Raw genomic sequence first — 21,742 nt, forward strand, 5'->3', positions numbered from 1 at the left:
AGATAGGGTTATAAAAGACAGAATATAGCAGAGAAAGAGACACTTTCCCTGCTAAACCTGCCCTTAAAAAGCTTATTTTTGAAAAGATTTAATTAAGGAGGCTATTTAATAGTATGGGAATAAAAGACTTCGCAAAAATTAGAATTAAACTTGCCTCTCCAGATAAGATCCAAGAGTGGTCATATGGAGAGGTAACAAAACCAGAAACAATAAACTATAGAACATTAAATCCTGAATTTGATGGTTTATTCTGTGAAAGAATATTCGGACCAACAAAAGACTGGGAATGTGCTTGTGGGAAATATAAAAGAATGAGATACAAAGGTCTTGTATGTGAAAAGTGTGGTGTTGAAGTAACTAAATCAAAGGTAAGAAGAGAAAGAATGGGACACATCCAATTAGCAGCACCGGTAGCACATATCTGGTACTCTAAGGGAACGCCTAACAAGATGGCTCTTTTAATCGGTATATCTCCAAAAGAATTAGAGTCAGTGCTTTATTTTGCTAGATACTTAGTATTAAGCCCTGCTGATACTGGTTTAGAAATCGGAAAAATATTAACTGAGAGAGAATATAAGTTGTTCAGACAGCAGCATGGAAAAGCTTTTGAAGCTAGGATGGGTGCTGAAGGTATATTAAAATTATTGGAAAGAATAGATCTTAAAAAATTATCTAAAGAGTTAGAGAAAGATTTTGAAGAGGTTACTTCTGCTCAAAAAAGAAAGAAATTAGTAAAGAGATTAAAAGTTGTAAGAGATCTCTTATCTTCTCAAAATAGCCCTGCTTGGATGATACTTAAGAGTGTTCCTATCATTCCTGCTGATCTTAGACCAATGGTACAATTAGATGGTGGAAGATTTGCTACTTCAGACTTAAATGATCTGTATAGAAGAGTAATCAATAGAAATAACAGATTAAAGAAGTTATTAGACATTGGTGCACCTGAGATCGTAGTAAAAAATGAAAAAAGAATGCTACAAGAAGCTGTAGATGCCCTTATTGACAATGGTAGAAGAGGTAAACCAGTAGTAGCTCAAAATAATAGAGAATTAAAGTCATTATCAGATATGCTTAAAGGTAAGCAAGGAAGATTTAGACAAAACTTATTAGGAAAACGTGTGGATTACTCAGCAAGATCGGTAATCGTAGTAGGACCAACATTAAAAATGCACGAATGTGGAATTCCTAAGAAAATGGCATTAGAATTATACAAGCCATTTATCATGAGAGAATTAGTAAAGAGAGAGATCGCTGGAACTATTAAGACTGCTAAGAAATTAGTAGAAGACGCCGATGATTGTGTATGGGAAGTAATTGAAGATGTAATCGCTGATCATCCGGTATTATTAAACAGAGCCCCTACACTACATAGATTATCTATCCAAGCTTTCCAACCAGTATTAATTGAAGGTAAAGCAATCAGATTACATCCATTGTCATGTGCAGCATTCAACGCCGACTTCGATGGAGACCAAATGGCAGTACATTTAGTATTATCACCTGAATCTATCATGGAAGCGAAAACTCTTATGATGGCTTCAAATAATATTATAGCACTATCAAATGGTGAACCTATAGCTGTACCATCTCAAGATATGGTAATGGGTTGTTTCTATATGACAAAGGAAAAACCTGGAGCTAAAGGAGAAGGCATGAACTTCTCAAATAAAAACCAAGCTATCACAGCTTACCAAACTGATATCGTTGAAACACACGCGATCATTAACGTAAGAATGGGTGAATATGAAAATCAAAAGATGGTAACTACAACTGTAGGAAGACTTTTATTCAACGCACTATTACCAGTCGAAGTTAAGAGATATGACGTGACGTTTGGTAAAGGGCAGTTAAAAGATTTAATCACAGATCTATTTAAAACTCAAGGATTTACTATCACAGCTAAGTTAATCAATGATATCAAAGACTTTGGTTTCCATTATGCATGTTTGGCAGGAATAACTGTAGGAATAGAAGATATGACTATTCCTGAAACTAAAAAAGAAATCTTAGCAAAAGCAGATGAAGATGTAGCTAAAATTAATATAGCTTATAAAGCTGGTGAGATCATCAACGAAGAAAGATACAGAAGAACAGTTGCAATCTGGTCACAGGCTACTGAAAATGTAACTACAGATATGATGAAAGGACTAGATGACTTTAATCCGGTAAACATGATGGCCAACTCAGGTGCCAGAGGTTCCATCGCACAGATGAGACAACTAGCTGCCATGAGAGGACTTATGGCTGATACAACTGGTAAGATCATCGAAGTACCTATCAAAGCCAACTTTAGAGAAGGACTGACAGTAATGGAATTCTTCATGTCATCACATGGAGCAAGAAAAGGACTAGCAGATACGGCTCTAAGAACAGCTGACTCAGGTTACTTAACGAGAAGATTAGTAGATATATCACATGAAGTTATTGTAAATAAAGATGACTGTGAAACTTATGAAAACATCGAAGTTGCCAATCTGATTTCAGAAGGTAAGATCATTGAATATCTACATGAAAGAATTTTAGGTAGAGTAATAGCAATAGACCTTTATCATAATGAGGAATTATTATACCCTAGAGGTACAATGATGGATGAAGTAGTAGCACAAGATATCATAGATAAAGGTGTTAGATCGGTTAAGATCAGATCTCCGTTGACGTGTGCTCTTGAAAAGGGAGTTTGTAGAAAGTGTTATGGTAGAGATTTATCTAATCATAGAGATATTCTATTAGGAGAAGCTGTCGGAGTAATCGCAGCCCAATCTATCGGAGAACCTGGTACACAACTTACAATGAGAACCTTCCATACAGGAGGAGTTGCATCGACATCGATCGCTCAAAATACTATTAAAACAGAAAATGATGGAGTGGTAGAATTCCAAGAGATTAGAACTTTATTGAATAAAGAAACTAATGAATTACAAGTAGTTTCTCAAGGTTCAAAAATAATCGTTGGAACATATGAATATACAGTAACAACTGGTTCAATCCTAAAAGTAGAGGAAGGACAAACTGTAAAAGATGGAGATATACTGGTGAAATTTGACCCATACAATATCCCTATTATCGCTGAAAAAGCTGGTAGAATTGAATATAGAGAACTATTCATCAAAGAAATATACGATGATAAATATGATGTTACTGAACATCTTGCAATCAAACCAGTAGAAACTGGAGATGTCAACCCAAGAGTTATTATATTTAATTCTGAGGATGAAAAAGTTGCAGAATATATAATTCCATATGGAGCATATTTGTTGATGAAAGAGGGAGATAAAGTATGTGAAGGAGACATCATATCTAAGATCATCCCAGAAACATCAGGAACAAAAGACATCACTGGTGGTCTTCCAAGAGTACAAGAATTATTCGAGGCTAGAAATCCTAAAGGTAAAGCTATCTTAACTCAAATTGATGGTAAGGTAGAAGTTACTGGAAAGAAGAAGAAAGGTCAGAGAATACTTTTAGTAAGATCTATAGATGATTCTGAGATAGTTAAAGAATACTTGATTCCAATGGGAGAACATTTAATTGTTACCGATGGAATGATAGTAAAAGCTGGAGATAAGTTGATTGAAGGTGTTATTTCACCACATGATGTACTTGAAATCAAAGGTTTAGTAGAAGCAGAACAATTTATCCTAGAATCTGTGCAACAAGTATATAGAGATCAGGGAGTTTCGGTAAATGATAAGCATATCGAGATTATTGTTAAACAGATGTTTAAGAAGGTAATAATATTAAAAGCTGGAGGATCATTATTTTTAGAGGAAGAAGTTATTGAAAAGAGAGTTGCAGACCTTGAGAATAAAGAACTTAGAAAAGCTGGGAAAAAAGAGCTAGAATATAGATGCGTAATCCAGGGGATTACCAAGGCTGCGGTAAATACTGATAGTTTCATCTCAGCAGCATCATTCCAAGAAACTACTAAGGTACTTTCAAATGCAGCAATTGAAGGTAAGGTAGATTACTTAGAAGGATTGAAGGAAAACGTAATTATAGGTAAGAGAATCCCGGCAGGTACAGGATTTGAAGAATACGAAGATTTAGACATAAAGATTGTAGAAAAAAATTAAAAGGTAGGCGACTTAGTCGCCTATTTTACTATAAAAATGCCCCCTCTTCCTTCCTATGGTTTCTCCTTGTAAAGGAGAAACTATAGTAGAAAATATTTTTGCTTTTTTCTCCCAATTGAGAGAGAGGCCGATAGGCAAGAAAGGGTAAATAAAGGAGAAAAAACATGGGAAGAGGAAGATTATTTGTTGTGTCCGGGCCAAGTGGAGCAGGGAAATCAACGATATGTAAACAAGTTCGTAGAGAGCTAAATATTAACTTAGCTACATCAGCGACTACCAGATCTCCTAGAGAAGGGGAAGAAAATGGCAGGGAATATTATTTTTTAACTTTGAAAGAATTTGAAAAAAGAATAGAAAAAGATGAATTTTTAGAGTATGCCAATGTACATGGGAATTATTATGGGACGTTAAAATCTGAAGCAGAATCTAGATTAAGTCGTGGAGAAAATGTAATCTTAGAGATAGACGTCCAAGGTGGAATTCAAATCAAAAAAAAATTTAAAGATACGTGTTTAATTTTCTTTAAAGCTCCTACAGAAAAAATATTAGAGGAAAGACTTCGTGGAAGGGGTACTGAACCTGAAGAAACAGTGCAACTAAGGTTAAAAAACTCACTGAAAGAGATGGCTTTTGAAGATGAATATGATCATGTGATAGTCAATGAAACTGTGGATAGATCTGTATCGGAATTGATAGAAATAATAAGAAAAGAAAGCAACTAAGATGGAGGGATAAAAATGAAAAAAGAAGTAACTTATGATGAATTATTAGAAAAAATACCTAATAAATATAAATTAGCAATGAGTCTAGGTAAAAGATATGGTCAGTTAGTAGGTGGAGAAGCACCTTTAATAAAAGTAAGAAAAATAGATACTCTAGTAGAAATAGCAAGCAGAGAAGTATTAGAAGGAAAAGTAGAATTAGTGAGAGTAAAGACAGAGGGATAATATGAAAAAAATTCTATTGATTTTTATCTTGCTACTCCTAATTGGATGTGGAAAAAAAGAAAAGAAAAAAATAGTGGAGAGAAAATTTGCCTTTGGAACAATGATAGATATGGTAGTTTATTCTGAAAATCCTAAAACAACTAAAAAAGCAATGGATCTAGCTTTTGAGGAGATTGAAAGGGTAGATGATAAATTTAATACTCATAAAGAGGATAGTCTGATCTATAAATTGAATCATAACCCAGGGAAATTTTTTGAATTAGATAGTGAAGGTTTATATCTATTTCTAAGTGTAGAACAAACCTATAATCTGAGTAAAACCAAGTACGATATCACTATAACTCCATTGATGAAGGTCTGGGGATTCTTCAATGAATCTGATAAGATAAAGATCCCTAAAAAAGACGAGTTAGAAAAAGCTATGAGAATGGTAGATTATAGTAATTTGGAAATTATAGGGAATAAAATAAGGCTGAAAACTTCTAAAAATGAAATAGATACAGGATCATTTTTAAAGGGATATGCTATCCATAGAGCTAAGATTATATTGGCAGAAAATGGAGTGGAACATGCCTTTATAAGTGCTATATCGAGTATTGAAACTTTGAATACAAAACCAGGAGGAGTGTCTTGGAAGGTGGGGTTACAAAATCCAGAAGATCCTTCTAAGGTATATCACATTGTTGGAGTAAACGATAAGTCCATGGGAGTATCTGGAGATTATCAGATCTATGTGGAGATAGATAGTAAAAAATACCATCATCTTATAGACAGAAAAACTGGATATCCTGTAGGGGACAGAAAGATGGTAGTGGTTATTGGAGAAGATAGTTTCTTTGCTGATATGTATTCTACAGCTTTTTTTTCTATGCCCATGGAAGATGTGATAAATTATGTCAACAATACGGATGATTTAGAGGTAATGATAGTGAAAGCTGATATGTCTGAAGCGTATAGTGATGGCTTTAAAAAATATATGATAAAATAACACTAAAAAATCAACCATTTTGGTTGATTTTTTAGTGTTATTTTATTTTTAAATAGATATTATTCTTAAATAAATATAAAATCCAACTTAAAAAGATGCAAAAAGATATAAAAAATGTTATATTTTTAAATGTTATAGCATAGTATAAACAAAATTTAAAACACAGGGAGAGGGAGAAATGAAAGAGAGAGAAAAAGGATTTACATTGATAAAACTTCTAGTAGTAATAGCGATAATAAGTATATTGGCTACGACTCTAGCTCCTAAATTAAAGGGACAATTAGCCAAAGCAAAGGATTCAAAAACCATAGCAGTACTAGGAGCAGCAAGAATGGTAGGAAATATTATTTTATTTGAAAAAATGGTATTAGATTCTACAAGTAATGATGCAATATTGATATCAGCAAAAGAAATATATGATAGATTAGGTTCTAAGGCTCAATCGGTGTATAAAGATAAAGAAAGTCATTATTTAAAAATCGGGGGAAGTAGAAATCAAGATGGTAAAGAGGTTGCATATAATGGAGTTGTTTATTACGATAAGTTCTTTGCATCAGGAATAGAATCAGTTATTAGGGTTCAGGATGAATCATTAGACTTAATATTAAAGCCGTATAATAGTGGAAGTTCTATTATTACGAAAAAATATAGTATGGAAGGTAAAAGATGGTCAGATTACTAAAACTTTAAAATAAAATATTTTGAAAAAGTGAAAATATAAACTATACTTAGAGTGCACGAAATTATGCCTGTAGGTCATTACTTAAATTACGCTATGAGCTTCAAAGGACACCTTAGGTGGAACAAAAATTTATAGGGGGAAAATGATTATGGTTAATTTATTGTTATTGGGAATAGTTGGTGGGCTATTAGCATTGATAGCTTCATATTTTTACGCTACAAAAGTAAATAAATATGAGATTAATGATGTTAAGGTCGAAGAGATAACAGAAGCAATTAGAGAAGGTGCCATGGCATTTTTACATGCTCAATACAAGGTATTGGTATGGTTTGTTTTAGGAGTTTCAATTTTATTAGGAATATTTTTAAGCCCATATGTGGCACTTACTTTTATATTAGGAGCAATTACATCAGGGGTTGCTGGAAATATAGGAATGAGAATAGCTACCAAAGCTAATGGAAGAACAGCTATAGCTGCCAGAGACGGCGGACTATCTAAAGCGTTAGATGTAGCTTTTGCCGGTGGAGCTGTAATGGGTTTAGCAGTAGTAGGGCTAGGTCTTATAGGAATATCAGTACTAACTATACTGTCTGATGGAGATATGGAAATTATAACAGGATTTGGAATGGGTGCTTCATCTATAGCTTTATTTGCCAGAGTAGGTGGAGGAATTTATACCAAGGCAGCCGATGTAGGTGCCGACCTGGTAGGAAAGATCGAAATAGGAATACCTGAAGATGATCCGAGAAATCCGGCGACTATTGCAGATAATGTAGGAGATAATGTAGGAGACGTAGCAGGAATGGGAGCCGATTTATTTGAATCATATGTAGGTTCGATGATAGCTGCCATGGCACTGGGAGCTACACTTTCCGGACTTATGCCGGGACAGAGAACAGCGCTTATCATATTACCAATTTTAATAGCATTTGTAGGGATAATAGCATCTATAATTGGAACATTTACGGTGAAGACAGATGATCCGGATGAGGTTTATCACAAGCTGGAAAATGCTACTAGAATATCTGGTGTTTTAGCTCTTGTAGGAGCTTTTGGAGTTATAAAATATTTAGAAGTTCCAATGGGTATATTCTATGCTATTGTAGCAGGATTATTAGCAGGATTAGTTATAGCTTATTTTACAGGTTTATATACCGATACAGGTAAAAGATCAGTAAACAGGATTTCAGATGCAGCCAAAACAGGACCGGCAACTACAATAATAGAGGGATTAGCGGTGGGAATGGAATCTACTGTAGCACCAATAATAGTAATAGTAATAGCTATCTTGGCAGCGTTTAACTTTGCAGGAATATATGGAATAGCCATTGCAGCAGTGGGAATGTTGTCAACTACAGGTATGATAGTAGCAGTAGATGCATATGGACCAGTAGCAGATAATGCAGGTGGAATAGCGGAGATGTGTAACATGCCAGAAGAGGTAAGAGCTTGTACAGACAGACTGGATGCAGTAGGGAACTCTACTGCAGCAGTAGGAAAAGGTTTTGCCATTGGATCAGCAGCACTTACCGCACTATCGCTGTTTGCAGCATATAAGCAGTCCATAGAATCTTTAACAGGAAGAGCACTGGTAATCGATGTAACTAATCCTAAAGTAATGGCAGGGTTATTCATTGGTGGAATGCTTACATTTCTATTCTCAGCCTTAACGATGACAGCGGTAGGGAAAGCAGCCATGGAAATGGTAGAAGAGGTTAGAAGACAATTTAGAGAACATCCAGGAATTATGGATTATACAGAAAAACCTGATCATAAAAGATGTATAGATATTTCTACAAGATCATCGCTAAGAGAAATGGTTATACCGGGATTATTAGCAATATTAGCACCAGTAGTTGTGGGATTATGGTCTGTAGAAGCACTGGGTGGATTATTAGCAGGAGCACTTGTAACAGGGATATTAATGGCTATCATGATGGCAAACGCCGGTGGAGCTTGGGATAATGCTAAAAAGCAGATAGAAGCAGGGTATAAAGGAGATGGAAAAGGATCTGACAGACATAAAGCGGCAGTAGTAGGAGATACAGTAGGAGATCCATTTAAAGATACTTCTGGACCATCATTGAATATACTGGTTAAACTTATGTCTATAGTTTCATTAGTATTAGTTCCATTATTTATATAATTATGATGATAAAATTATAAATTTAGAGCCAGAGAAACTTCTCTGGCTCATATTAACTTCTAATTAGGTTTACTTTAAATAGAAATATATGATTAATTTTGAAATAAAATCAAAAATATTCAAAATAGTATTAAAAAGACTTGAAATAATGAATATTATGAGATATACTGAAATGTAGTATCAAAATAAATTGAGATGGTGTTTTTATGAGATTTAGAAATGAAGATTTAGATAAAGTTATAACGCAATTGAATATTGTAGAAGTTATAGGCGAATATGTCGATTTAAAAAAGACAGGTTCAAATTATAAAGGTCTTTGTCCATTTCATAAGGATACAAACCCTTCCTTTATGGTAAGTACCTCAAAGAATATATACAAGTGTTTTGTTTGTGGTGCAGGTGGAAATGTTATTAAATTCTATATGGAATATAACAAGTTAAGCTATGGGGAAGCAGTCTATGAACTGAGCAAAAAATACAAATTGGACATAACTCCTATAAGTGGGAATGATTCAGAGGACAGAAATAAGAAATATTATAAGATTTTGGATGAAGCGCTTTCATTTTTTAAGGAAAATATTTTTTCTAATTCTGGGAGAGAAGCACTATCTTATTTAAATAATAGGGGAATGCAGCCTGATTTTATAAAGGGAAATAATTTAGGGTATGCTCTAAATAGCTGGGATTCACTGTACAATCATTTGGTAGGAAAAGGGTATGATCCTCCTATACTATCTAAGTTAGGTTTAATAAAGAGTGGTGATAAGGGATATTATGATACCTTTCGTGACAGAGTAATCTATCCAATTTATTCACCTAGCGGAAATGTAATCGCTTTCGGTGGTAGAACTATGAGTGACAGAAAGGATCTTGCAAAATATCTGAACTCACCAGAAACCCCAGTATTTCATAAGGGCCGAAATCTCTATGGAATAAAAAATAAAGGAAGCAGCATTAGGAGGAAAAATTATGCCCTTCTAATGGAAGGATATATGGATGTGCTAGCAGCTCATGCCTATGGGTTTGATGTGGCTTTGGCTCCTTTGGGGACCACTTTTTCTAATGAACAGGCGGAACTCCTAAAAAGATACACATCCAACGTAATAATCGCTTTTGATATGGATAATGCCGGAAGGGTAGCCAGTGAAAAAGCTAGTCTAGTCTTAAAGAAATATGGATTTAATATAAGGATTTTAGAATTAAAAAATGCTAAAGATCCCGATGAATTTTTAAAGAAATATGGTAAGACTGAATTTTTGAAATCTGTAAAAAACTCAAAGGAGATCTTTGATTTTTTATATGATTATTATGTTAGGGAATATGACCTGAGTAATTTTATGGCAAAGCAAAATTTTATAGGTAGGTTTAAGGAATTTTTTCTATCTGTGGAAACAGATTTAGAAAAAAGTTTGTATTTGAACAAACTATCAGTATCTTTAGGGATGGAAAAAGAGATTGAAATATTAAGAAAAATCTTAATACAAAACGATGAAGGGACTGGGAAAGTTAGAAAAATAGAGAGACAACATATAAAAACAAGATCATTAAAAATAGATGAATTAGAACTAGAAACACTAAAACTTTGTTTAAAAGATAGAAAATATTTTGAAAAATTTAAAAATAAGACTATAACTTCTCCATTTGTTCAAAATATATTCGATACAATAGAACAAAATGGAGAGCAAAACTATATACAGGAACTACTGCGTGGAATTTTTTTTAAACTAGAAGAAGAAGAAGAAGGGATAATCCTCAATATATCTACAGAACTTTCTGCTAAGAACGAAGATGAAATTATAAATACTTATATTGAGATTTATAAGAGATGGTTCGTAAAAGAGATTGATGAAAAGATGAGTTTTTTTAAAACAAATGATATAAAATCATTTTTAAATTGTAAAAAAATATGTGAAAAAATAATTGGTGATATAAAGATAGATGATTTAGAAGAAAAATATAAAGAATTTATTTCTATGAAAATTTGATTTGTAAATGTTGAGGAGGCAAGATGAAAAATTTTATTAAAAATGGGAAAGTTCGTGAAATTATAAAGAAGGCTTTAGAAAACAAGATTATGTCTTTTGAGGAGATAAATAGTAGACTTCAAGATGATTTTGCTCCAGAAAAAATAGAAACCCTGATCAATGGGATGGTTAATCAAGGGATAAAAGTAGTAAGTGAAAAAGAGCTGAAAAAAAAAGCTAAAACTAAGGGAAAAACCACTAAGACAACTAAAACCAAATCAATGATAGTAAAATCTGGTCTTTCAGAAGATGATTCAGGATTTGATCCTAAAAAAGTAAAGGAAGTAACTAAAGAAGAGTTGGACACAAAGAACTTACTTGTAGGTGGAGTATCTGTAGATGAACCTATAAAAATGTATCTTCGTGAAATTGGTCAGGTTCCATTATTAAAACATGCTCAAGAGATAGAATTAGCTAAATTATCTGACGATGGGGATGAATGGGCTAAAAACCAACTTGTAGAAGCCAACCTAAGACTAGTAGTAAGTATAGCTAAAAAACATACCAATAGAGGTCTTAAATTATTGGATTTGATCCAAGAGGGAAATATTGGTCTGATGAAGGCTGTTGGAAAATTTGAACATGCTAAAGGATATAAATTTTCTACATATGCAACATGGTGGATTCGTCAAGCTATAACAAGAGCCATAGCTGATCAAGGTAGAACTATAAGGATACCGGTACATATGATTGAAACAATAAATAAGATAAAGAAGGAAGCTAGGATCTATTTGCAAGAGACAGGGAAGGAAGCTTCACCTGAAATTTTAGGAAATAGATTGGGAATGGAAACTGAAAAAGTAAAAACTATTTTGGAAATGAACCAAGATCCGATTTCATTAGAAACACCAGTAGGAAGTGAGGAAGACAGTGAATTAGGTGATTTCGTAGAAGATAACAATATGTTGAGCCCATACGAAGAAACTCATAAAACGCTATTGAAAGAACAGTTGAATGAAGTATTAAGCAGTTTGAGCGATAGAGAGGAAAAAGTCTTAAGATTTAGATATGGTTTAGATGACGGATGTCCAAGAACCTTAGAAGAGGTTGGAAAAATATTTAAAGTAACTAGGGAAAGAATCAGACAAATTGAGGTAAAGGCCTTGAGAAAACTAAGACATCCTAGTAGAAGAAAAAAATTAGAAGATTTTAAAATAGTATAAGATTTGATCATAATAAGAAATTAAAAAAAGTTTATCTGCTATGCAGATAAACTTTTTTTAATTTCTTAGAGAAAACCAATGAGTAACATTTTTCTTTTTAGCGGGATTTCTATATTTATGGGCTTGAAATTTCTCAATATAGATAGAATCTCCTTCATTTAAATTATAAAGCTTGTTATTTAGTTCAATTTCTAAATTACCCTCGATAACAACACCTACTTCATCATAGTTATGTCCCCAAGAAAAATCACTGTGCGGATTATCATCTGAAATAGTGATAGATATACCATTTAATGCATGGTTAGCGTTGGTTAATGTTTCTATGGTGATGTCCCCTTGTTCCGATTCGAAAATAGATTTTCTTTCGACTCTCCTAGTGATTGGAGACTGTTCATTGACATCTTGTAAAACTTCCATAAGGTTAACTTCTAAAGCTTCACAAATTTGTTGAAGATTACTGATAGATGGACTATTTTGTCCTCTTTCTATATTACTGATAAATCCAACTGATAGGCTGGTTTTCCCTGAAAGATCCTTTATAGTCATTTTTTGTTCTTTTCTAAAAAATTTTATTTTTTCTCCTAAATTCAAGGTATATGCCTCCTAAATCTAAATGTTAATATATATTTTACATCTACCTTAATATTTTAATTTTAAAGCAAAACGTAATATTTTGAAACGTAATATTTTATTTAACACTTTATTATATCATAAAAACTAATATATTAAAAATGAAGTTCTTTACATGCGATTCAATAAAATGAAAAAATAAAAAGATAGTTTATAGAAAATGTTAATCTATAGTTTAAATTTCGGTATTATATTTTATTAAACTGTTTTTTTTTTGATAAAAGTACAGTTTTATTCAAAATAATGAATTCATTATTTTAAAATAGTGAATTTTATGTTATATTAATCAGGTTGTTAAACAAGATTATTAAGTATTAAGCAATTAAAATATTTAGGAGGAAAGAAAAAAATCATGGAAATATTAAAGGGAATAGTATTATTATTATTATTATTATTATTATTAGTCGGATTCACAATGTTTAGTTTAAAAATGCCAAAAGGGATGAAGGCAATGGGTGCATTAGCAGGAGCAGCAACAGCTAGTTTCCTAGTAGAAGCTTTTCACTTTTATGTTGGTGGAAGATTTATTTGGGATTACTATATTAAGAGATTTAGGAGCAGCATCTGGTGGAATGGGCGGAGTAGCTGCAGCAATTCTAGTGGCATTAGCACTTGGATCATCACCTGTATATGCAGTGTTAATCGGTACTGCAGTATCTGGATTTGGAATATTACCAGGGTTCTTTGCAGGATACGTATTAGGATTTATCTTACCTAAGATGGAAGAAAAAATACCTGATGGAATAGATCTAATAGCAGTTATAGTAATAGCAGCACCGTTAGCAAGATTAGTAGCTATCGGAGCAGACCCATTAGTTAATGCTACTTTAATTAACATCGGAAAAATAATTACTCAAGCTACAGCTCAAAGTCCAACTATAATGGCAATCGTTTTAGGTGGAGTAATCACAGTAGTAGAGACAGCACCACTTAGCTCAATGGCACTTACAGCAATGTTAGGGTTAACAGGATTACCAATGGCAATAGGAGCATTAGCGGTAATGGGATCATCTTTTATGAATGCAGTATTTTCCACAAAATATTCAAAGATAAGTCAACTACTATCGCAGTTGCAATAGAACCATTGACACAGGCTGACTTAATCTCAGCTAACCCGATTCCTGTATATTGCACAAACTTCGTAAGTGGAGCTATAGCAGGACTTATCGTAACTCACTTTGGACTTATTAACAATGCAGCAGGAACCGCAACACCAATAGCAGGATTAATGGTTATGTATGGTTTCAACAGTCCATTAAAAGTAACTATAGCAGCAGCACTATGTGCAATGTCTGGATTAACAATAGGATACATAGGATCATTTATATTTAAAAACTTTAAGATCAAAAGTGTTGCAGAAGTAAGAGGAACAGTATAAAACTAGAAATAGTATAAAATAATGATAGGTTTAGGGGATTCTTCCTAAACCTATTTATGATTTTTAAAGTGCAATATGAACTACTTCAGTTCTCAATAACTTATAAATGTACACTAGTGTAAAATTTATATAGAAGAGAGTTTGTGAATTATAAGAATTATGTTATTATATAGTATAAAAAATATTATTTTATTGAATTGTTTGAAATTCAGAAAAAATTAGGAGGAAACAGCGTGGATTCGTTAAAAGAATTATTTAAGATAGGAAACGGACCATCTAGTTCTCATACGATGGGACCAGAAAGAGCAGCAAAAAGATTTAAAATGGAGAACTCTGATGCCGCTAGTTTTAAGGTAGAATTATATGGGTCACTAGCAGCTACAGGTAAGGGTCATTTAACTGACTGGGTTATCGAAGAAACTTTAAAGCCTAAGACTACAGAGATAGTTTGGATGCCAGAATTCGTTCATGAGTTCCATACAAATGGAATGAAGTTCATAGCTGTAGATAAAGGTGGAAATGAAACTAAAGAATGGTTAGTATTCTCTGTAGGAGGAGGAACTATCATAGAAGATGGTCAAGCTAGAGGTGGATCAAATAAAATTTATCCATTGACAACTATGGATGAAATAATAAAGTGGTGTAAGACCAATCGAAAAGAATTATGGGAATATGTAGCAGAGATGGAAGATTCTTCTATCTGGGCATTCTTAGAGAGGACTTGGGAAGCTATGGAAGATTCTGTAAAGTCAGGTCTTTCAAAGACTGGAGTATTACCAGGAACTATTAAGTATCCAAGAAAAGCTCAAATGTTTTATAGAAAAGCCAGAAGAGATAATTCAAGAACTAGTTATTTAGGAAAAATATTTGCTTATACATTGGCAGTATCGGAAGAAAATGGTGGGGGAGGAAGAGTAGTTACTGCTCCTACATGTGGTGCCGCTGGTATCATTCCAGGATTATTATATGCACTAAAAGAAGAACATAACTTATCTATGGAAGAAACTTTAAGAGGTCTTGCTATAGCAGGATTAATTGGAAATTTAATCAAAGAAAATGCAACTATATCTGGAGCAGAAGGTGGATGTCAAGCTGAAGTAGGAGCAGGGTGTGCAATGGCAGCAGGAATGGCAGCATTTATCTTAGGTGGATCTTTAGATCAAATAGAATACGCAGCAGAGATGGCATTAGAGCACCACTTAGGTCTTACATGTGACCCAGTGGGAGGATATGTACAAATTCCTTGTATTGAAAGAAATGCAGCAGCAGCAGTGAGAGCATTAGATGCAGCTAACTATGCATTATTTACAGATGGTCAGCATACAGTTAGTTTCGATAAGGTAGTACTTACAATGAAGCAAACTGGCCTAGACATGAAGAGCGAATACAAAGAAACATCATTAGGTGGATTAGCTAAATTTGATTTTAATGCAAACTGCTAATAAAAAAAGAGAAAATTAAATATTTAACTATTGAGATAAATATATAGTATACTTGATTAAATAAGAGACGGCTCCTATTGGACTGTCTCTTATTTTAATTTTAAATTCATTGAAAGAGTTTAAAATCTTTGGTACTATATATAATAGTAAAAAAATATATTTGGGGTTGAGAAGATGAAAATAGATATTAAAAATATAGAAGATACGATAGATATGAGAAGTTTTGAACTAATGGCTGAAACTTCTAGCACAGATGAATTTAAGAGTTTAATCTTAAATTTAGAGGGAAAAAAAATAGATGAGATAGGTGGAAGGGTTGAAAAATTTGATATTAAAAATATAGGAAGTTTCTATGAGAATACTGTGGAAAATTATCTGAGAGAACTATCATCTATAAAATCTATAAAAAAAGAAAAAATGTCAGAATTAATAAAAGATATCAAGGATGGAGACGTCTCTTCTAGGGAAATTTTGATGGAAGGATCATTAAAATTAGTGGCTAAAATAGCACTTTATTATTCCAAAGCAGGAACAAGTTATGTAGAGGTAGTTCAAGATGGTCTTATGGGAATAGTGAAGGCTATAGATAACTATGATCTGGATTACTCTATGGATTTTTCAGAATATATGGAATTTTGGATAAAATATGAGGTGATTCAAAGCAATAAACTAGTTATAGAGGAACTGAAATCTCCTGTAATAGCTTATTTTAAAAATATGAAGGTAGAAGTGTATAAGTCGGAAAATAAAATTACCGATTTAGAGATAGATGAATCAGAAGCAGCAAAGATAAAAAGAGTTTTAAATATGGGCATGGAAGAATTTGAAAATTTACAAAAAATCAATGATTATGGATTTTTAATAAAAGAAGAAGATAGAGAGGAAGCAAAAGTGTATAAGAGTATTGCCGAGGTGGATATGGAGTTAGTAAAGGTAGAAAAACTTATGTCAGTATCTAATTTAGCCAATAAATTTACATCAGCTGAGATAAAAATACTGGATCTATACTATGGGCTCAGTGGAAAGAGAAAATACTTTGAGGAGATTGGAGAGATCTTAGATATGGACCCATCAAAGGTAAAGGCAGAGATAGAAAAACTTATGATAAAATTAAAGTGTAACGGAAAGAAGGCATGGATCGATGAAAATTAAAACTTTAATAAAGAGACTAGAGAAAAAATTTCCTAAAAACATAGCTGAATCTTGGGATAATATCGGCCTTTTAGTTGGGGATGAGAGCAGAGAAATAACTGGGGTACAGATATCACTGGATGCCACAGAAGAGGTGATAGATCATGCCATAGAGGTAGGGGCAAATTTAATCATAACCCATCATCCAATTATATTCAGTGGGATAAAAAATGTTACTTCTAAAAATTTGATAGGAAGAAAACTTTTAAAATTAATTGAAAATAAGATTGCTGTGTACTCTATGCATACCAACTTAGATTCTGCAGAGGATGGGTTAAATCAATATATATGTGAAAAATTAGGTGTAAAAACATCTAAAATTTTAGATGAAAAATACATTGATATGTACCTATTATCAGTCTATGTAGATATAGAATTCGAGGATAGGTTGAAATCTAAGGGAGAAGAATTTGGTTTGGAGTATAATGGATATAAAAATGTGTACTATACCTCTGATTCTATAGAAAACTTTGAAAAGGTAGAAGAAAAAGAAAAGTTTAGGAATAAAAATAAAAAAATAAGTATCCTAGGTGAAAAAGGGAAATTGTCGAACCTTTTAAATGAAATAAAAAAAATTCATCCCTATGATGAGGTCGCTTATGAGATGATAAAAACAGAAAATAAGATTTCTTTAGGTGGCTTAGGAAGGATATATAGTCTGTCTGAAGGGGTTGAATTGGGTAGCTATTTAGAAACGGTGAAAGAAAAGTTGTCTCTAAATAATGTACGGGTAGTAGGAGAATTAGATAAAAAAATAAAAAAAATAGCTGTGGTAAATGGTGGAGGAGCTAGTTTTTTAGGTAAATTAGAAAAAATAGGTGTTGACCTTTTTATAACAGGTGATATAAAATATCATGAAGCCTTGGATGCTAGGGAGATAGGGATATCTATATTTGACGTCGGACACTATGAAAGTGAATATTTCTTTACGGATATAATAGAAAAATATTGTGATGATTTAGAGGTAGAAATCTACAATGATCAGCCAGTATTTAAGAGTTTATAAAATTAGGAGGATCCTATGATAAAAAGAATAGTGTTTTTAAGCCTTGTAGTATTTGCATTTTCCTTTGGACAGGTAAATGATAGCGGGAACTATTTGACTGCAGAAGAGAAGCAAGAAGTTGAAAAAAAATTATCAGAGATTGAAAAAAATGGAGATATAGTGTATCATATAAATCTTGGCAGGAAAATGGATGAAAAAAATATTGTTGAAAAAGCGATAATTTTAGACATAATTCCAGACGGGAAAAATGATGTTAATGTAAAATTAAAATTTACCCAAGATATAGATACTAGTACTTATGAGGAAGAAATCGACAATTTGTTGATTGAAGGGGAAGACGCAATAGTAAAAAAAGAGTATAAGAAATTTATACTAAGTGTTTTGGATATGTCGGGAAAAGTTGTAGATGATATAGAGGTAGATAAAAAAGAGATTAAAAAACAAGAGGTAAAAAAAACATTCATTGAAAATAAATTTGCAGGATTATTGATCTTGATATTAATAGCTATAGCTATTTTTGTAACTTTAAGATTTATAAAGATGGGTGGGATTAGAAAGCGTAAGTAAAGTATTAATAACTAGGTGTTAGAGTCAGTCGCCGCTAGAGGAATCTAGGGGAGGAACGTCCGGGCTCCACAGGGCAATGAAGGTAGCTAACGGCTGCTGAGGGAAACCTTAAGGAAAGTGCCACAGAAAATAGACCGCCTATGAACTTGTTTTATAGGTAAGGGTGAAAAGGTGGGGTAAGAGCCCACCAGTATGATAGGAAACTATTGTAGCTTGGTAAACCCCTTCTGGAGCAAGACCGAAGAAAGATCATTATGAGACTGCCCGTCTCGATTTTTAGGTGTGTCGCTTGAGCCTATAAGCAATTATAGGCCTAGATAAATGATTGACCAACGACAAAACCCGGCGTATCCTAACACCTATTTATCATAAAATTAACCCCTCCTAAATCAGCCATGCTGATTTAGGAGGGGTTTTTACATATATTAACTTAATCAGAGCAGTCGTCCATTTGTTCGTGGGGCTTATTTGCATGATATAATAAAAGAAAATCTAGGAGGTTTATAAGATGAAATATAAGATGATAGCAACAGATATGGACGATAATTATTAAACAATGAAGGAAAGATATCTAGAGAAAATAAAATGCTGAGGTAGAGGTGAAGAGTATGGCAAAGTTTATCTCAACATCTCATAACAATCACGCACTGAAAACAGTGATTGAAAAATTTATAATTGGTAAAGCATTGAATCTGTAATAAAATTTTAATAGGTCAGTCGAGATATTAAGACTGCTATATTAGTAATTATTAAATAAAATTAAAATTGACTTTATAACTTAAAAAATATATACTGTTCTAATAAAGTGACTAGTCAGTCATTTTGTTTGAGGAGGAATGGAATGGACAATAAAATTAAAAAAAGAAAAATAATAATAGAAATAGCGACAAAGCTTTTTGTAGAAAGGGGATTTCACGGAACTCCTACCAGTTTGATAGCCAAGGAAGTCGGGATTGCCACAGGAACCCTATTCAACTACTTTAAAACCAAGGATATTTTGATCAATGAAATTTTTATGGAGATAAAACGAGAACAGAAGGAGAATATTTTAAAGGACTTGGATGGTGCGAAGACTTCTAAAATGAAATTGAAGAAAATTTGGAATAATTTAATTGTTTGGGGGATTGAAAACCCAGAGGAAAGGAAGTTTATAAATTATTTTAGTAATTCTAATTTTATAAGTGATGATACCAGAACTGAGATAAATAAAAATTATAAATTCTTATTGGATATTTTCAGAGAAATTATAAAGAAGAAGGGGATGGGAAATACAAATGAATTGATGCTGATACTTAATTTTCTGGGGGCTTGTATATTTACAGGGAAATACTTTCATATAACTAAGGAAGTTTATGATGAAAAAATATCCGATGAACCCTTTGAAAAGTTTTGTAAGAGTATAGATTTAACAGATGAAGATTAATTATTGAGAAAAAGGAGAGAAAAAGATGAAGAAAATAATGAGTTTGATGTTGATATTAATGGCATCTTCCCTATGGGGATCAGAAAAGGTGACTTTAGATGAATCGTTAAATATGGCCTATGAAAACAACTATGAGTATCAAAATGTAAAGATTGATCAGGAAAATATTGATTTACAGGTGTTGGAAGGGTATAAATCGGCTGCTCCTAGATTGGATTATAGAGGTGGATATACCACTACAGGGGATGAAAATGAAATGAGTATGACAGGTGGGACAGAGAGTGATCAAAGACTCAATCATGAACTGGGAATTACCCAGCCGATCTATAACGGTGGAACGATAATTGCAGGGATTCAAATTGCTAAGATATCTCAAGAATTGATGTTGTATAAATTGGCTAAAAGTAAGAGTCAATTAAAATTAGGAGTTATAGATGCATATCTAAAAGTATTAGCTCAAGCAGAAGCTATCAAAGTATATGAAACATCCTTAGAGGACGTTAAAGCTGCCTTTGAACAAGCAGAGAGAAAATATCAATTAGATATAATATCTAAATCTGATTATCTGCCCCTTAAAACAAAAGTTATATCTACAGGGACCGATCTAATAGAAGCCCAGAATCAAGGTGAAATATATATGATTGAGTTTAAAAATATTATTGGGGTGCCGATGAATCAAGATATAAATTTAGAGAGTTTAGAATTTCAAAAATATGATTTGGATCTGATAGATGTGAATGCAGATATAAATTATGCTCTTTTAAATAATAAAGATAGCCAAATATCTCAGTTGAACACTGATATAATAGAAAAACAAGAAAAAGTATCTAGAGCAGATCTGTTGCCACAAATAAATGCAAGGCTAGCTTATAGTGCTGAAGACCGTCATTTGAATGACTCAATGGATAATTGGTATTGGACTGCTGGTGTAGAGGTGAATTGGAGATTATTTGATTTTGGGAAATCTTGGGATGCCTATACAAGAAGTAAGAATGAGTCTAGAAAAGCTGAAAATACAGAGAGAAAAACTTTGGATGATTTAGAGGTGAGTATCAGAACAAATTATATTAATTTGGTTAAATTAAATGGGACTACAGAGGCTAGGGAAGCTCAGTTAGAGGCTTCACAAGAGAACTATGATCTACAAAAAAGAAAATATAATGAAGGGATTATATCTATAACAGATTATTTGATATATGAAACACAGTTAAATAATACTAAATTATCTCTGATTGAAACCAAACTGAACTATTATTATGCATATGAAAAATATTTAGAAGATTTAAAGTAAAAATTTAATTAATAATTATCGTTTCGCCCATAGGCGAACAGGAGGATAGAATGAATAAAATAATGAAGCAGATAGCTATATTACTTGTAGCATTAAGTGTAGTAGCTTGTGGAAAAAAAGAAGATGTTGTTAAGGGGAATGATGAGATAAATTATAAAAATGTAAAGATGGCAGATGCTGATTTAAGCGAAATAAATAAGGTAGCAGTATCATCTGGGTCTTTAGATTCTATAAACGAGACGGAAGAAACTACTAAAAGCAGGGTAGATGTCGTAAAGATAAATTATAGAAATGGAGATAAAGTAAAGGTTGGAGATGTAGTGTTGGTCCTTGAAAATCAAGATGTAGAATCGGCATATTTAGATTCTAAAGCAAAAATAATCTCAACAAAAGCGGATTATAATAGACAACAAACTACTTATAGTAAATATGAAGTTCTTTACAATGAAAAATTAATTTCAGAGGAAGAGTTTTTAGATGTTAAGAATAAATTAGCTTCTAGTGAAGGAGCATATAGATCTGCCAAGGCCTCACTTTTAACAAATAAAAAAGATTACAATGATTTGACTGTGAAAGCCAAGATAGATGGAACAATAGCAAATTTAGATTTAAAATTATATCAAAACATAGAGAAGGAACTACCTCTATTTAAGATAGTGGATAATGATAATTTGAGAATTTTGAGTGGAGTATCATCTCGAGATGTAATCGGATTAAAGACATGGGCAATAGCTAATATATATGTGGAAGGTTCTATTGAACCTGTACAAGGAACACTATATGAGATTAAC

Annotated in this window: 18 protein-coding genes and 1 other RNA gene; 18 read left to right on the forward strand and 1 reads right to left on the reverse strand. The window is 32.7% G+C overall.

Going from position 1 to position 21,742, the window contains the following annotated elements:
• Positions 1–113 precede the first annotated feature (113 nt).
• The 8 genes from rpoC (at position 114) to rpoD (ending at position 12,023) form a co-directional block, all read left to right on the forward strand.
• A complete protein-coding gene (rpoC, locus tag V5784_RS04540; RefSeq protein WP_336887861.1) occupies positions 114–4,073 on the forward strand; it encodes a DNA-directed RNA polymerase subunit beta' in 3,960 nt (1,319 codons plus the stop codon).
• A 164-nt stretch (positions 4,074–4,237) separates the two neighbouring features.
• Positions 4,238–4,795, forward strand: coding sequence for a guanylate kinase (gene gmk / locus V5784_RS04545; RefSeq protein ID WP_336887862.1), 558 nt, complete (start codon positions 4,238–4,240; stop codon positions 4,793–4,795).
• A 15-nt stretch (positions 4,796–4,810) separates the two neighbouring features.
• Positions 4,811–5,020 (forward strand): DNA-directed RNA polymerase subunit omega, encoded by a 210-nt coding sequence (gene rpoZ / locus V5784_RS04550; RefSeq protein ID WP_336887863.1) that lies wholly within the window; start codon positions 4,811–4,813, stop codon positions 5,018–5,020.
• A gap of 1 nt (position 5,021) precedes the next feature.
• The gene (locus tag V5784_RS04555) at positions 5,022–6,008 is read left to right on the forward strand and encodes an FAD:protein FMN transferase (RefSeq protein ID WP_336887864.1); all 987 of its coding nucleotides are present in this window, start codon (positions 5,022–5,024) and stop codon (positions 6,006–6,008) included.
• 178 nt (positions 6,009–6,186) lie between these two features.
• Positions 6,187–6,690 (forward strand): type II secretion system protein, encoded by a 504-nt coding sequence (locus V5784_RS04560; protein WP_336887865.1) that lies wholly within the window; start codon positions 6,187–6,189, stop codon positions 6,688–6,690.
• Positions 6,691–6,832: 142 nt separating this feature from the next.
• Entirely contained in the window at positions 6,833–8,836 is a 2,004-nt protein-coding gene (locus V5784_RS04565; protein ID WP_336887866.1) for a sodium-translocating pyrophosphatase, read from the forward strand.
• A 206-nt stretch (positions 8,837–9,042) separates the two neighbouring features.
• Positions 9,043–10,821 (forward strand): DNA primase, encoded by a 1,779-nt coding sequence (gene dnaG / locus V5784_RS04570; protein WP_336887867.1) that lies wholly within the window; start codon positions 9,043–9,045, stop codon positions 10,819–10,821.
• A 23-nt stretch (positions 10,822–10,844) separates the two neighbouring features.
• Positions 10,845–12,023, forward strand: a complete 1,179-nt coding sequence (gene rpoD / locus V5784_RS04575; protein WP_336887868.1) for an RNA polymerase sigma factor RpoD — start codon at positions 10,845–10,847, stop codon at positions 12,021–12,023.
• Between the two features lie 57 nt (positions 12,024–12,080).
• Here the strand turns inward: rpoD and V5784_RS04580 are convergent, their stop codons facing one another.
• Positions 12,081–12,614 carry an XRE family transcriptional regulator gene (locus tag V5784_RS04580; RefSeq protein ID WP_336887869.1) on the reverse strand — a complete coding sequence of 178 codons (534 nt, stop codon included), beginning with the start codon at positions 12,612–12,614 and terminating at the stop codon, positions 12,081–12,083.
• A 548-nt stretch (positions 12,615–13,162) separates the two neighbouring features.
• Between V5784_RS04580 and V5784_RS04585 the strand changes: the two genes are divergently transcribed.
• From V5784_RS04585 to V5784_RS04630, 10 genes are all read left to right on the forward strand, one after another.
• Positions 13,163–13,732, forward strand: a complete 570-nt coding sequence (locus tag V5784_RS04585) for a PTS sugar transporter subunit IIC (RefSeq protein WP_336887870.1) — start codon at positions 13,163–13,165, stop codon at positions 13,730–13,732.
• Between the two features lie 5 nt (positions 13,733–13,737).
• Positions 13,738–14,031, forward strand: coding sequence for a PTS sugar transporter subunit IIC (locus tag V5784_RS04590; RefSeq protein WP_336887871.1), 294 nt, complete (start codon positions 13,738–13,740; stop codon positions 14,029–14,031).
• A gap of 233 nt (positions 14,032–14,264) precedes the next feature.
• Positions 14,265–15,473 carry an L-serine ammonia-lyase, iron-sulfur-dependent, subunit alpha gene (locus V5784_RS04595; RefSeq protein ID WP_336887872.1) on the forward strand — a complete coding sequence of 403 codons (1,209 nt, stop codon included), beginning with the start codon at positions 14,265–14,267 and terminating at the stop codon, positions 15,471–15,473.
• 174 nt (positions 15,474–15,647) lie between these two features.
• A complete protein-coding gene (locus tag V5784_RS04600; RefSeq protein ID WP_336887873.1) occupies positions 15,648–16,625 on the forward strand; it encodes a sigma-70 family RNA polymerase sigma factor in 978 nt (325 codons plus the stop codon).
• A complete protein-coding gene (locus tag V5784_RS04605) occupies positions 16,615–17,670 on the forward strand; it encodes a Nif3-like dinuclear metal center hexameric protein (protein WP_336887874.1) in 1,056 nt (351 codons plus the stop codon). Before V5784_RS04600 ends, V5784_RS04605 begins: the two co-directional genes overlap by 11 nt.
• 15 nt (positions 17,671–17,685) lie before the next feature.
• A complete protein-coding gene (locus V5784_RS04610; protein WP_336887875.1) occupies positions 17,686–18,237 on the forward strand; it encodes a hypothetical protein in 552 nt (183 codons plus the stop codon).
• A 12-nt stretch (positions 18,238–18,249) separates the two neighbouring features.
• An RNA gene (rnpB, locus tag V5784_RS04615) (RNase P RNA component class A) lies at positions 18,250–18,603 on the forward strand.
• Between the two features lie 475 nt (positions 18,604–19,078).
• The gene (locus tag V5784_RS04620) at positions 19,079–19,660 is read left to right on the forward strand and encodes a TetR/AcrR family transcriptional regulator (protein WP_336887876.1); all 582 of its coding nucleotides are present in this window, start codon (positions 19,079–19,081) and stop codon (positions 19,658–19,660) included.
• A 25-nt stretch (positions 19,661–19,685) separates the two neighbouring features.
• Positions 19,686–20,951 (forward strand): TolC family protein, encoded by a 1,266-nt coding sequence (locus V5784_RS04625; RefSeq protein ID WP_336887877.1) that lies wholly within the window; start codon positions 19,686–19,688, stop codon positions 20,949–20,951.
• 50 nt (positions 20,952–21,001) lie between these two features.
• Positions 21,002–21,742: HlyD family efflux transporter periplasmic adaptor subunit (locus tag V5784_RS04630; RefSeq protein ID WP_336887878.1), on the forward strand; the 741-nt coding region annotated here is incomplete at its 3' end.

It is taken from the genome of Psychrilyobacter sp. (assembly GCF_037132775.1).
In the GTDB taxonomy this organism is placed as follows: Bacteria; Fusobacteriota; Fusobacteriia; order Fusobacteriales; family Fusobacteriaceae; genus Psychrilyobacter.

Coding starts and splice junctions, on each gene's coding strand:
- V5784_RS04555 (WP_336887864.1), top strand. CDS start 5,022: ATGAAAAAAATTCTATTGATTTTTATCTTGCTACTCCTAATTGGATGT.
- V5784_RS04605 (WP_336887874.1), top strand. CDS start 16,615: ATGAAAATTAAAACTTTAATAAAGAGACTAGAGAAAAAATTTCCTAAA.
- V5784_RS04610 (WP_336887875.1), top strand. CDS start 17,686: ATGATAAAAAGAATAGTGTTTTTAAGCCTTGTAGTATTTGCATTTTCC.
- V5784_RS04600 (WP_336887873.1), top strand. CDS start 15,648: ATGAAAATAGATATTAAAAATATAGAAGATACGATAGATATGAGAAGT.
- V5784_RS04565 (WP_336887866.1), top strand. CDS start 6,833: ATGATTATGGTTAATTTATTGTTATTGGGAATAGTTGGTGGGCTATTA.
- V5784_RS04620 (WP_336887876.1), top strand. CDS start 19,079: ATGGACAATAAAATTAAAAAAAGAAAAATAATAATAGAAATAGCGACA.
- rpoD (WP_336887868.1), top strand. CDS start 10,845: ATGAAAAATTTTATTAAAAATGGGAAAGTTCGTGAAATTATAAAGAAG.
- V5784_RS04585 (WP_336887870.1), top strand. CDS start 13,163: ATGTTGGTGGAAGATTTATTTGGGATTACTATATTAAGAGATTTAGGA.
- V5784_RS04560 (WP_336887865.1), top strand. CDS start 6,187: ATGAAAGAGAGAGAAAAAGGATTTACATTGATAAAACTTCTAGTAGTA.
- dnaG (WP_336887867.1), top strand. CDS start 9,043: ATGAGATTTAGAAATGAAGATTTAGATAAAGTTATAACGCAATTGAAT.
- rpoC (WP_336887861.1), top strand. CDS start 114: ATGGGAATAAAAGACTTCGCAAAAATTAGAATTAAACTTGCCTCTCCA.
- gmk (WP_336887862.1), top strand. CDS start 4,238: ATGGGAAGAGGAAGATTATTTGTTGTGTCCGGGCCAAGTGGAGCAGGG.
- rpoZ (WP_336887863.1), top strand. CDS start 4,811: ATGAAAAAAGAAGTAACTTATGATGAATTATTAGAAAAAATACCTAAT.
- V5784_RS04625 (WP_336887877.1), top strand. CDS start 19,686: ATGAAGAAAATAATGAGTTTGATGTTGATATTAATGGCATCTTCCCTA.